General features: G+C 68.2%; 10 protein-coding genes and 2 riboswitches. All 10 genes read left to right on the top strand.

Annotated elements, in window-relative coordinates; all coding sequences use genetic code 11:
* The first annotated feature begins 3 nt into the window (after positions 1–3).
* Positions 4–1,152: an N-methyl-L-tryptophan oxidase gene (gene solA / locus F5544_RS25060; protein WP_167475454.1), complete on the top strand. Its 1,149-nt coding sequence runs from the start codon at positions 4–6 to the stop codon at positions 1,150–1,152.
* Complete coding sequence (locus F5544_RS25055; RefSeq protein WP_167475453.1) at positions 1,149–2,345, top strand: aromatic ring-hydroxylating oxygenase subunit alpha; 1,197 nt, start codon at positions 1,149–1,151, stop codon at positions 2,343–2,345. Before solA ends, F5544_RS25055 begins: the two co-directional genes overlap by 4 nt.
* Positions 2,342–3,823: an aldehyde dehydrogenase family protein gene (locus F5544_RS25050; protein WP_167475452.1), complete on the top strand. Its 1,482-nt coding sequence runs from the start codon at positions 2,342–2,344 to the stop codon at positions 3,821–3,823. The genes F5544_RS25055 and F5544_RS25050 overlap by 4 nt, the downstream gene beginning before the upstream one ends.
* A 66-nt stretch (positions 3,824–3,889) precedes the next feature.
* Positions 3,890–5,434: an APC family permease gene (locus tag F5544_RS25045; protein WP_167475451.1), complete on the top strand. Its 1,545-nt coding sequence runs from the start codon at positions 3,890–3,892 to the stop codon at positions 5,432–5,434.
* The gene (locus F5544_RS25040) at positions 5,427–6,983 is read left to right on the top strand and encodes a GMC family oxidoreductase (RefSeq protein WP_167475450.1); all 1,557 of its coding nucleotides are present in this window, start codon (positions 5,427–5,429) and stop codon (positions 6,981–6,983) included. Before F5544_RS25045 ends, F5544_RS25040 begins: the two co-directional genes overlap by 8 nt.
* Before the next feature lie 88 nt (positions 6,984–7,071).
* Positions 7,072–7,857: an IclR family transcriptional regulator gene (locus F5544_RS25035; RefSeq protein WP_167475449.1), complete on the top strand. Its 786-nt coding sequence runs from the start codon at positions 7,072–7,074 to the stop codon at positions 7,855–7,857.
* A gap of 117 nt (positions 7,858–7,974) precedes the next feature.
* A riboswitch (glycine riboswitch) is annotated at positions 7,975–8,065 on the top strand.
* A riboswitch (glycine riboswitch) is annotated at positions 8,066–8,161 on the top strand. It begins immediately after the preceding riboswitch.
* Between the two features lie 39 nt (positions 8,162–8,200).
* Positions 8,201–9,496: a serine hydroxymethyltransferase gene (gene glyA / locus F5544_RS25030; RefSeq protein WP_167475448.1), complete on the top strand. Its 1,296-nt coding sequence runs from the start codon at positions 8,201–8,203 to the stop codon at positions 9,494–9,496.
* Complete coding sequence (locus F5544_RS25025) at positions 9,493–10,854, top strand: L-serine ammonia-lyase (RefSeq protein ID WP_167475447.1); 1,362 nt, start codon at positions 9,493–9,495, stop codon at positions 10,852–10,854. Before glyA ends, F5544_RS25025 begins: the two co-directional genes overlap by 4 nt.
* Before the next feature lie 68 nt (positions 10,855–10,922).
* Positions 10,923–11,885 (top strand): zinc-dependent alcohol dehydrogenase family protein, encoded by a 963-nt coding sequence (locus tag F5544_RS25020; RefSeq protein ID WP_167475446.1) that lies wholly within the window; start codon positions 10,923–10,925, stop codon positions 11,883–11,885.
* Between the two features lie 27 nt (positions 11,886–11,912).
* Entirely contained in the window at positions 11,913–12,842 is a 930-nt protein-coding gene (locus tag F5544_RS25015) for a carbon-nitrogen hydrolase family protein (protein WP_167475445.1), read from the top strand.
* Positions 12,843–12,894 lie beyond the last annotated feature (52 nt).

Below are 12,894 nucleotides of genomic sequence, written 5' to 3'. Positions count from 1 at the left end.
CAAATGACAACGGCCACTGGGGGTTACGACGTCATCGTGATCGGCCTCGGCGGGATGGGCAGTGCCGCGGCCTATCACCTCGCCGCGCGCGGGCAGCGGGTGCTGGGTTTGGAGAAGTTCACCCCCGCGCACGACCGGGGTTCCAGCCACGGCGGTTCCCGGATCATCCGGCAGTCCTATTTCGAGGATCCCGCCTATGTCCCGCTGCTGCTGCGCGCGTACGAACTGTGGGAGCAGTTGGCCGCCGACAGCGGCAACGAGGTCTTCCGGATCACCGGCGGCCTCTACCTCGGTCCGCCCGAATGCCTGACCGTCGCGGGCAGCCTGCGCGCGGCCCGCGAATGGTCGCTGCCGCACGATGTGCTCGACGCCGCCGAAATCCGCCGCCGCTTCCCGAATTTCACCCCGGACCGCGACGATATCGGTTTGTACGAGGCCAAGGGCGGATTCGCCAGGCCGGAGCTGACGGTGCGGGCGCATATCGATCTCGCGCTGCGGGCCGGGGCGACGCTGGCGTTCGGCGAGGAGGTGCTCGGCTGGTCCGAGGACGCGCACGGGGTGCGGGTCACCACCGCGCGCACCACCTACCGGGCGCATCAGCTGGTGGTCTGTCCCGGTGCGTGGGCGCCGAAGCTGTTGGCGGAGTTCGGCATTCCGATCACCATCGAGCGGCAGGTGCTGTACTGGCTCGATCCGGTCGGCGGCACCCGGGCCTTCGAGGATCAGCCGATCTATATCAATGAGGACGCGGCGGGCAGGCAGATCTACGGATTCCCGGCCATCGACGGTCCGGACGGCGGCGTGAAAACGGCGTTCTTCCGCAAGGGAATCGAATGCACGCCCGACACCATCGACCGGGTGGTGCATCCGCGGGAGATCGCCGAGATGCGCGAGCGGGTCGGGAAAATCCTTCCGGCACTGGACGGTCCGGCCGTGCACACGGCCACCTGCATGTATTCCAACACCCCCGATCAGCATTTCGTCATCGCCCGGCATCCGGACGCGGCCAGGGTGACCGTCGCCTGCGGCTTCTCCGGCCACGGCTTCAAATTCGTTCCGGTGGTGGGGGAGGTCCTGGCCGATCTGGCCATCGAGGGGAAAACCACCCACCCCATAGCACTTTTCGATCCGCAAAGGTTGGTGACGGCATGACGACGACGGATGGGCCCGCGCTCATACCGACCCTGGGCGGCAACTGGTACGTCGACGACCGTGTTTTCGCGGCCGAGCAGGAGCGGCTGTTCGAGCGAATGTGGTTCTGCGCGGTGCGATCCGGCGATATGGCCGAACCCGGACAGTTCCGGCGGGTGCAGGTGGGCCGGGAGAGCGTGCTGGTGGTGCGCGGCCGCGACGGCGAGCTGCGCGCCTTTCTCAATATCTGCCGCCACCGCGGGGCGATGCTCTGCACCGAGGACGCGGGCCAGGTGCGCCGCAATCTGCAGTGCCCCTACCACGCCTGGACCTACGGGCTCGACGGAAAACTCGTCGCGGCGCCGAATATCGCCGCGCTGAAGGATGTTTCGGGTGTGCCGATCGACCGGGTGGCCTACGGTCTGATCCCGGTGGCGCTGCGGGAATGGCTCGGTTACGCCTGGGTCTGCCTGGCCGACCAGCCACCCTCGTTCGAGGCCGAGGTGCAGGGCGCGGTCACCGAGCGGCTGGGTGACCCGTCCGCCATCGACGCCTACGATATCGAGCGGCTCGCGGTCGGCCGCCGCGTCGTCTACGACGTCGCGGCCAACTGGAAGCTCATCGTGGAGAACTTCATGGAGTGCTACCACTGCGCCACCATCCACCCCGAGCTCACCGAGGTGCTGCCCGAATTCGCGCAGGGGCTCGCCGCCCAGGTGTTCGTCGGGCACGGCGCCGAATTCGGCCCCGGCATAGCGGGTTTCACCGTCGACGGCTCGGCCGGATTCGATCCGCTGCCCGGCATCCGGGCCGAGCAGGATCGGCGATACTTCGCGATCACCATCCGGCCGCAGGTTTTCGTGAATCTGGTGCCGGATCACATCATCTTCCACCGGATGTATCCGCTCACGGTCGATCGCACCGTGGTCGAATGCGATTGGCTCTACACGAAAGATGTTGTGGCACAGGGTCGGGACGTGTCGCGCTCGGTCGAGCTGTTCCACCGGGTGAACGAGCAGGATTTCGCGGCGTGCGAGCGGACCCAGCCGACGATGTCCTCGCGCGCCTACCGCGACGGCGGGGTGCTGGTACCGGCCGAGCATCACATCTCGGAGTTCCACGAATGGGTGTCGCGCCGGGTGGGTGCGGCCGCGCCCGCGCAGTCCGATTGCTCGGGAAGATCGCGTGCGCACGGGAGAGGTAGGGCCCGATGAACGGCGAACCGGACCTGTTCATCGGCGGCCGCTGGGTGCACGCCGCCGATGGTGGAATCCGCGAGATCATCGACCCCGCCAGCGGTTCCGTCGCCGCGACGGTGGACGAGGCGACACCGGACGATGCGCTGCGCGCGGTGGCCGCCGCCCGCGCGGCCTTCGATGACGGCGCCTGGGCGGCGACACCGGCCGCCGAGCGGGCCGCGCTACTGCTGCGAGTAGCCGACCTGTTGGTGCGCGACCGGGAGGAACTGGCCCGGTTGGAGACCGTCGACACCGGTAAGACGTTGGCGGAGAGCCGGATCGATATCGACGATGTGGTCTCGGTATTTCGCTACTACGCGAATCTCGTCGGCACACAGGCGGATCGGCTGATCGACGTCGGCGATCCGGCGGTGCTGAGCCGGGTGGTGCGCGAGCCGATCGGGGTATGCGTGCTGATCGCGCCGTGGAACTATCCGCTGCTGCAGATGTCGTGGAAGGTGGCGCCCGCGCTGGCCGCCGGCTGCACCATGGTGGCCAAGCCGAGCGAGGTCACCCCGTTGACCACCATCGCGTTCACCCGGTTGGCGGAGGCGGCGGGGGTACCCGCCGGAGTGCTGAACCTGGTGCAGGGCAGCGGATCCGCGCTCGGTGCGGCGCTCACCGCCAATCCGGATGTCGACCTGATCTCCTTCACCGGCGGATCGGTGACCGGGCAGACCATCGCGCGGGCGGCGGCCGAAAACCTCACCAAGGTCGCGATGGAACTCGGCGGTAAGAATCCGCATATCGTCTTCGCCGACGCCGAATGGGCCAGCGCGGTGGATCAGGTGCTGACGGGTGTATTCCTGCATTCGGGCCAGGTGTGTTCCGCCGGAACGCGACTCATCGTCGAGGCGTCCATCGCCGACGATTTCGTCGCCGAATTGGCGGACCGGGCCGAACGGATCAAGGTCGGCCCCGGCCTCGATCCGGTGAGCGAGACCGGCCCGCTGGTCTCCGCCGCGCACCGGGCGAAGGTGGAAGGCTATGTCGCGCTGGGAATTTCGGAGGGCGCCAAATTGGTCACCGGCGGCACGCGCCCGGCCGACCCGGCGCTCGCCGACGGAAGCTATTTCCTGCCGACCATATTCGATCACTGCGACCGCACCATGCGGATCGTCCGGGAGGAAACCTTCGGCCCGATCCTGACGGTGGAGCGGTTCACCACCGAGGCGGAGGCGATCCGGCTCGGCAACGACACCGAATACGGCCTGGCCGCCGGGGTGCGCACCGCGGACGCCGCGCGCGGCGAGCGCGTGGTGCGCGCCCTGCGGCACGGCACGGTGTGGCTCAACGACTTCGGCTACTACACCGCGGCGGCGGAGTGGGGCGGGTTCAAGAAATCCGGGAACGGGCGCGAGCTCGGCCCCACCGGGCTCGCGGAATATCAAGAGATCAAACACATCTGGCACAACACGGCACCGAAGCCGGTGGCGTGGTTCAAGGGCGTCTAGCAGTCATTCCAGTTTTACGGCCGGACAGCCCGTACGGCCACGCACCGCGAAAGGCACGGTGTCGCAATGGTAGTCAAGGAACACAGCGTTTCCGACGATAACGGCATGGGGGATTTCGGATATCGCGAAACCCTCGACCGAAGTATCGGGAAGTTCGCGAGTTTCGCGGCCGGGGTGAGCTATATCTCGATCCTGACCGGCACCTTCCAGCTGTTCTACTTCGGTTTCGGCAGCGCGGGACCGGCCTATCTGTGGTCGTGGCCGCTGGTATTCGTCGGGCAGCTCGCGGTGGCGCTGTGCTTCATGGAGCTGGCGGCGCGGTACCCGGTGGCCGGCTCGGTCTACAACTGGTCGAAAGCGCTGGGCAGCAAGCTCGTCGGATGGTCGTCGGGGTGGCTGATGCTCACCGCGTCCATCGTGACGCTGTCCGCCGTCGTGCTGGCGCTGCAGCTGAACCTGCCCCGGCTGTGGTCCGGCTTCCAGCTGATCGGCGACGGCACCGGTCAATACGATTACGCCACCAACGCGGTGGTGCTCGGCACCGTCATGATCATCTTCACCACCCTGGTGAACGCCTTCGGGGTGCGGCTGATGGCCATGATCAACAGCGCGGGAGTGTTCGTCGAGCTGATCGCCGCCGTGTTGATCGCGATCATCCTGGCCGCCAACGCGACTCGCGGTCCCGCGGTGTTCTTCTCCACCCACGGATACGGCGCGGGGCAGGCGGGCGGCTATCTCGGCGCGTTCCTGGTGGCCACGCTCGCCTCGGGCTATGTGATGTACGGCTTCGACACCGCGAGTTCGCTCGGCGAGGAGACGGTGGAACCCCGCCGCACCGCGCCCAAGGCGATTCTGCGCGCCGTACTCGCCTCGTTCGTGATCGGCGGGGCCATCCTGGTTTTCGCCGTGATGGCCGCGCCCGACCTGGCCGACAAGAAGATCGGCAGCGGCGACGGCGGCCTGCAATACATCGTGGAGCAGGTGATGTGGGGTCCGCTGGGCCGGATCTTCCTGTGCTGCATCGTGGTAGCGGTGACGGTGTGTTCGCTGGCCGTGCACACCGCGGCGATCCGGCTGGCCTTCGCGATGGCGCGGGACAACGCGCTGCCGTTCGGCGAGAAGTTGGCCCGGGTGCACGCCAAGACGCAGACACCGCTGGTGCCCGCGGTGGTGATCGGCGTGCTTTCCGCGCTGATCCTGCTGATAAATATCGGTCAGCCCAAGATATTCACGGTGCTCACCTCGATCGCGATCATCATGATCTACCTGGCATACCTCATGGTGACCGGCCCGATGCTGCGCAAGCGGCTGCAAGGGCATTGGCCGCCAAGGGATTTGGTGGAGGGTGGATATTTCACCATGGGACGGTGGGGTCTGCCGGTGAATATCGCCGCGGTGGTGTGGGGCGTCGGCATGGCGCTGAACCTGGCCTGGCCGCGAGTCTCGGTGTATGGCACGCCCTGGTACAACACCTGGGGCGCCTTCGTCTACATCGGCGCCATCCTCGGGGCCGGGCTGCTGTGGTACCTGCTGAAGGGCAGGCGCGGTATCGGCACGCTGGCGTCGCATGCGGTCGACGCGGCACTCGAGGGGGCGAAAAGCGATGTCTGACAGCGGCTTCGACTATGTGATCGCCGGCGGCGGCACGGCCGGATGTGTGCTCGCGGCCCGGCTCAGCGAGAATCCGGACGTGACGGTGTGCCTGCTGGAGGCCGGACCCTCCGATGTCGGCAACGAGGACATCCTGCGGCTGGATCGGTGGATGCATCTGCTGGACTCCGGCTACGACTGGGACTACCCGGTCGAACCGCAGTCGCGCGGCAACAGCTTTCTGCGGCACGCCAGGGCGAAGGTGCTGGGCGGGTGCTCATCACACAATTCGTGTATCGCGTTCTGGCCGCCCGCCGAAGGGCTCGACGAGTGGGCGGCCATGGGCGCCAAGGGTTGGAGCGCGGCCGAGGTGCTGCCGTACGTCGCCCGGCTCGAAAACAACGACGCCCCAGGCGATCACCACGGGCGCGGCGGCCCGGTGCGGCTGCGCGATATCCCGCCCGCCGATCCGTGCGGGGTCGCCGTGCTGGAAGCCGCGGCGGCCGCCGGGCTGCCGACGGTCGAATTCAACCGCGGCGCGACGGTGCGCAACGGCGCGGGCTGGTTCCAGATCAACGCGGACGAGGACAACACCAGGATGTCGTCCTCACACGCGTATCTGCATCCGATCCTCGGTTCGCGGCCCAATCTCGTTGTGCGCACCGGCTATTGGGTCAGCGAAATCCTGTTCGACGAGGCGCGCAACGCGACCGGCGTGCGATGTCTGCGGCCCGACCTCACCGGCTACGACACGGTGTCCGCGCGCCGCGAGGTGATCGTCACCGCGGGCGCCATCGATACGCCGAAGTTGTTGCTGCTCTCCGGAATCGGACCGGCCGAGCATCTGCGGGAGATCGGCGTGCCGGTGCGGGTCGACGCGCCCGGCGTCGGCTCGAACCTCGACGATCACGTGGAGGGGTTGGTGTTCTGGGCGGCCGCGCGGCCGATGGTGACCACCTCGACACAGTGGTGGGAGATCGGGATATTCGCGACCACCGACGAGGCGCTGCGGGTGCCGGACATCATGATGCACTACGGCAGCGTGCCGTTCGATATGAACACCGTGCGCCACGGCTATCCGACCACCGACAACGGATTCTGCCTGACCCCCAACGTGACTCAGGGCCGCTCGCGCGGCACGGTCCGGTTGCGCAGCCGCGATTTCCGGGACCGGCCCCGGGTGGACCCGCGCTACTTCACCGATCCGGACGGCCACGACGAACGGGTGATGCTGGCCGGAATCCGGTTGGCGCGCAAGATCGCCGGGCAGGCGCCGCTGCGGGCGTGGATCGCCGAGGAGTTGGCGCCCGGACCGGATGCGGTGACGGATGACGAACTGCTGGATTACGTTCGGGCGACGCACAACACCGTCTACCATCCGGCGGCCACCGCGCGGATGGGCGCCGCGGACGATCCGATGGCGGTGCTCGATCCCGAACTAAGGGTGAAGGGCGTCGCGCGGCTGCGGGTGGTGGATGCCTCGGCCATGCCGAAACTGCCCGCGGTGAACCCGAATATCACGGTGATGGCGATGGCGGAGAAATGCGCCGATCTCATCCGCGGCGGCTGAACTTATCGGCGGTGGCCGAAACCTGGGACCTATCAGGGCCGGGAGTGATCGAGGTGCGGCGGCGACCTCCGCTTAGAATGGCGTTGTCATGGCGAAACAGGATCTCGAGGAGAGCGGGCGGACCGCCGCGGTGCAGTCCGTCGACCGCGCGCTGCTCGTCATGGAGATCATCGCCAAACTCGGCCAGGCCGGTGTCACCGAGATCGCCGCCGAACTCGGCGTGCACAAATCCACCGTTTCGCGGCTGGTCGCCGTGCTGGAATCGCGGGGGTACGTCGAGCAGCTGTCCGAGCGGGGCAAGTACCGGCTCGGGTTCTCGATCGTCCGGCTGGCCGGATCCACCAGTGCGCAGGCCGATCTCGTCGGGCAGAGCCAGGGCGCGTGCAACGCGCTCGCGGCCGAATCCGGCGAGACGACGAATATCGCTGTGCTGGACGGTGATCGGATCATCAATATCGTCGAGGCGATCGGTCCGGGTTCGATCGCGCTGCGGTCCTGGGTGGGTCAGAGCTGCCCGGCGCACGCGACCTCGAGCGGCAAGGTGCTGCTGGCCGCGCTGGAACCGGCGGCGCTGCGCAAACTCGTCGGGACCAAGCTGGCCGGGTACACCGCGAACACCGTCACCAGGGTGACCGACCTCACCGCGGAGCTGGCGCGGGTGCGGCAGCAGGGCTGGGCCGGGGTGCGCGAGGAGTTGGAGATCGGGTTGAACGCGGTCGCCGTGCCGGTGTACGACAGCAGTGGTTCCGTCGTTGCGGCGCTGAGCGTTTCGGGCCCGTCCTATCGGCTCGGGCCGGAGAAGTTCGCGCGCACGGCCGAGTTGGCCCGCGCGAGCGCGGCGGGGATCAGTCGCAGGCTGGGTTATCTGGGTTGAGCGCCGCGTTGACAAGGGGTGTGACCCCGGCAATACTGAGTTGCGCATCGAACAATTGTTGCGTTTTACGCAACAATTGGAACTGATACGCCGTAATTGAATACAATATACAGCCGTTCAGCCGCGGCGAGAGATCTCCACTCCGGTGGAGAGCCGAAGGAGCAACATCCTCCCGGGAATCTCTCAGGCCCAGTATCGCCGCGGACAGGCAACTCTGGAAAGTAGTGCGCCACAAGCGTACTCGCCGACGGGGCAAGCGCGATCGCCGCGCGAATCTCTCAGGCCATTGGACAGAGCGGGAGGAGCCGAAACCCCACGCATCCGCGTAGACGAAAGGCTCCCCATGGCCGAACCAGCATCCGCCGTCCATTCGCAGCTCGACCAGCCGCTGCGCGAATTCGACCCGGCAATGGCCGAATTGGTCGACCGCGAAATCGACCGCCAGCGGCGCGGCCTGGAAATGATCGCCTCGGAGAATTACGCGCCGCTCGCCGTCATGCAGGCGCAGGGCACGGTGCTCACCAACAAATACGCCGAGGGCTATCCCTGCCGCCGCTACTACGGCGGCTGCGAGCACATCGACGAGATCGAGGCGCTGGCCATCCAGCGGCTGCGCGCGCTGTTCGGCGCGGAATACGCCAACGTGCAACCACATTCGGGTGCGCAGGCCAATGCCGCGGTGATGCACGCGCTGCTGCGGCCCGGTGACGCCATCCTCGGGCTCGCGCTGGATCACGGCGGCCACCTGACGCACGGCATGAAGATCAACTTCTCCGGGCGGCTCTACGATGTCGCGGCCTACCATGTGCGGGCCGAGGACCAGTTGATCGATATGGCCGAGGTGGCGCGGTTGGCGCGCGAGCACCGGCCGAAGCTGATCGTCGCGGGCTGGTCGGCCTATCCGCGGCACCTGGATTTCGCCGAATTCCGGCGCATCGCCGACGAGGTCGGCGCCCACCTGATGGTGGATATGGCGCATTTCGCGGGCCTGGTCGCGGCCGGGCTACACCCGTCCCCGGTGCCGCACGCGCACGTGGTCACCTCGACAACGCATAAGACCCTCGGCGGTCCGCGCGGCGGATTCGTGCTCGCCACAGCGGAATTGGCGAAGAAGCTGGATTCGGCGGTGTTTCCGGGGCAGCAGGGCGGGCCGCTGGAACATGTGATCGCCGCGAAGGCAGTCGCGTTCAAAATGGCGGCCGAACCGGCATTCCGTGAGCGGCAGGAGCGCACGTTGACCGGCGCCCGGATCCTGGCCGACCGATTGCTTGCGGCCGACTGCCGGGACGCGGGTATCGGCCTGGTGAGCGGCGGCACCGATGTGCACCTGGTGCTCGTCGACCTGCGCGCCGCCGAACTGGATGGCAAACAGGCCGAGGATCTGCTCGCGGAAATCGGAATCACGGTGAACCGCAACGCGGTTCCCTTCGATCCGCGACCGCCGATGGTGAGCTCGGGGCTGCGCATCGGCACCCCGGCGCTGGCGGCGCGCGGCTTCGATCCGGACGCGTTCACCGAGGTGGCCGACATCATCGCGGCCGCGCTGTGCCGCACCGAGCCCACCGGAGCGCTCGCCGCCCGGGTAGACGCACTGGCGCAACGTTTTCCGCTCTACACCGGACTGCGGGGCCCGGCGTGACGATCAGCGTCTTCGACCTGTTCCGGGTCGGCATCGGGCCGTCCAGCTCGCACACCGTCGGGCCGATGCGGGCCGCGGCGGCCTTTGTCGACAGGCTGAAATCGGCTGGGCTGCTGCATGATACGGCCACCATATCGGTGGAGCTGTACGGTTCGCTCGGGGCGACAGGGCACGGGCACGGCAGCGTCGAGGCCGTACTCGCCGGGCTCGCGGGGGAGCGGCCGGAGACGGTCGACCCGGACGTGGTGCCCGCCATCGCGGCCCGCGTGCGCGAGACGGGGCGGCTGCCGCTCGGCGGGGTGCACCCCATCGCCTGCGCCATCGACGACGTCGTGCTGCTCGGCGGCACCAAGCTGGCATTCCACACCAACGGAATGTTGTTCCGCGCCAAGGATATCGATGGCCGGGTCCGGTTCGAGCGCACCTATTATTCGATCGGCGGCGGGTTCGTGCTCGACGAGGACGAGATCGACCGGCCGGTCGCCGCATCCGTCGCGGTGCCGCATCCGTTCCATACCGCCGACGAACTGCTCGCGCTCACCCGCGCCACCGGACGGTCCATCGCCGAACTCGTACTGGTCAACGAAATGTCTTGGCGCGGTGCGGATCAGGTGCGCGGCGAGTTGCTCGGCATCTGGGATGTCATGCGGCAGTGCGTCGATCGCGGTATGACGGGCACCGGCGTGCTGCCCGGCGCGCTGCGGGTGCGGCGGCGCGCGGCGGCGCTGCACGAGCGGCTGTGCGCCGAATCCGACGAGCGCGATCCGCTGCGCGCGATGGAGTGGGTCACCCTCTATGCCATGGCGGTGAACGAGGAGAACGCCGCGGGCGGGCGGGTCGTCACCGCACCGACCAACGGTGCGGCGGGCATCGTGCCCGCGGTGCTGAACTATGTCCGGCGATTCGTCACCGACAGCGATGCCAGCGTCGTCGAATTCCTGCTCACCGCGGGCGCGATCGGCCAGCTGATCAAGGAGAACGCCTCGATCTCCGGCGCCGAGGTCGGCTGTCAGGGCGAGGTCGGTTCGGCGTGCGCGATGGCCGCGGCCGGACTCGCCGCCGTCCTCGGCGGCACGCCCGAGCAGATCGAGAACGCCGCCGAGATCGGCATCGAACACAATCTCGGCCTCACCTGCGATCCCATCGGCGGTCTGGTGCAGATCCCGTGCATCGAGCGCAACGGTATCGCCGCGGTGAAGGCGATCACGGCGGCGCGCATGGCCGTGCGCGGCGACGGCAGGCATCACGTCTCGCTGGACAAGGTGATTCAGACCATGCGCGCCACCGGCGCCGACATGCTCGACAAATACAAGGAGACCTCCCGCGGCGGCCTGGCCGTCGCCGTCGTCGAATGCTGACCGCCGTCCGACGTGACGGATCGCCGTGCTGGAATAGCGATCAGGCCGTCGAATCGGGAGGATTTCGCATGCGCGCAGCCGTGGTGACGCGGTTCGGGCCCGCCGCCGAGGTGGTGCGGGTTCGGGACTACGAGCCGCCCGCGCTCGGCGCCGGTGCGGTCGCGGTGCGGATGCTCGCGGCGGCGATCAACCCGTCGGATCTGGTGACCGTCTCGGGCGCCTACGCCTCGCGCACCGAATTGCCGCTGGTGCCCGGCTTCGAAGGTGTCGGGCGGGTCTGCGGCGTCGGGCCGGGTGTCACCACGGTGGCGGTGGGCGACCGAGTGCTGCCCATCGGAAGTGCGGGTGCTTGGCAGCAGGTGAAGACCACCGAGGCGCGCTGGTGTTTTCGCGTGCTGCCGGACCTGACCGACGAACAGGCCGCGCTGTCCTATATCAATCCGCTGACCGCAGTGCGGATGGTCAGCGAATTCGCGCTGCCCCGCGGCGCGCCCGCCGTGGCGGTGAACGCCGCGGGCTCGGCCATCGGCGGCATGCTGGCGCGGCTGCTGAACCGGCACGGGATCCGGCCGGTCGCGCTGGTGCGCGGCGACGCCGACGGACCGGGAACCGCCGGACCCGAATGGGCCGGTGTGCTCAGCACCCGGGAACCCGGTTGGGAGCGGGAGCTGATCCGGCTGACCGGCGGCGGACCCGAGATCGGCTACGACGCGGTGGGCGGCGCGGCGGGCGACGTGCTTATCGCGACGCTGCGGCCCGGCGGCAGCCTGGTGCATTACGGGCTGCTGTCGGGTCGGCCGCTGTCGGCTCGCCGCCCCGACGTATCCATCGTGCTGTACCGCCTGCGTGATTGGGTGCACCGGGCCGGACATGGGGAATTGCAGTCGGCCTTGGACGAGGCGGGCCGACTGGTTCTGGACGGCACTGCCGCCTCGACCGTGCAGGGGACATTCCCGCTCGACGACGTGCGCTCGGCGATCCTGACGACCCAGCGATCCGGCGGGCGGGGAAAAGTGTTGCTGCTGCCCTGATTACAGTCACACGCTTACTATCGGCGCATGCGTATCGCTGCGGCACAGGCTCGGCCGGCCTGGCTCGATTCAACGGCCGGAACGAAACTCGTGATCGAATGGTTGACCAGGGCCGCCGGGCAGGGGGTCGAGCTGGTGGCGTTTCCGGAGACCTTCCTGTCCGGCTATCCGATCTGGTTGGCGCCGTTGGATGGGGCGCGGTTCGACGATCCGGTTCAAAAGGCCGCTTACGCTTACTATTTGGATGCCGCGGTCGAGCTCGACGGACCGCAGTTGGCGACCATCCGGGCGGCGGTCGGCGACCTCGGGGTGTTCTGCTATCTCGGCATCACCGAGCGAGTGCGGGGCACGGTGTACTGCACGCTGGTCGCGATCGACCCGGTTCGCGGCGTGGTCGGCGCACACCGCAAGCTCATGCCGACCTACGAGGAACGCCTCGTGTGGGGGATCGGTGACGGAAACGGTTTGCGCGCGCACGATTTCGGCGGGTTTCGGGTGAGCGGACTGTCCTGCTGGGAGAACTGGATGCCGCAGGCCCGGCACGCGCTGTACGCCGACGGCGCGACCCTGCACATCTCCACCTGGCCGGGTTCGGTCCGAAACACCAGGGATATCACGCGTTTCGTCGCGCTGGAGGGCCGCGTTTACTCCCTCGCCGCGAGCGCGGTCCTCGAATACGCCGATGTGCCAACCGATTTCCCGTTGCGCGCCGAACTCCTCGCGCTGGTCGAGCCGGCGGGCTACGACGGCGGATCCGCGATCGCGGGCCCGGACGGCCGCTGGCTCGTCGAACCCGTGGTGGGCGCGGAGCAGCTCGTCGTCGCCGATATCGATCCGGCCGAGGTGGCAAGGGAGCGCCAGAATTTCGATCCCGCCGGTCACTACTCCCGGCCGGACGTATTCACGGTGACCGTCGACCGCAGGCGCCGGAACCCGGCCGTATTTCTGGAGGATTAGGCGTACCTCCGCCTTCGCTGCGGCCATGCGCGGGTCTGCGGACGACTTCGTC

The organism is Nocardia arthritidis (assembly GCF_011801145.1).
Taxonomy (GTDB): Bacteria; Actinomycetota; Actinomycetes; order Mycobacteriales; family Mycobacteriaceae; genus Nocardia; species Nocardia arthritidis_A.
This window is presented reverse-complemented; position numbering and strand designations above follow the sequence as displayed.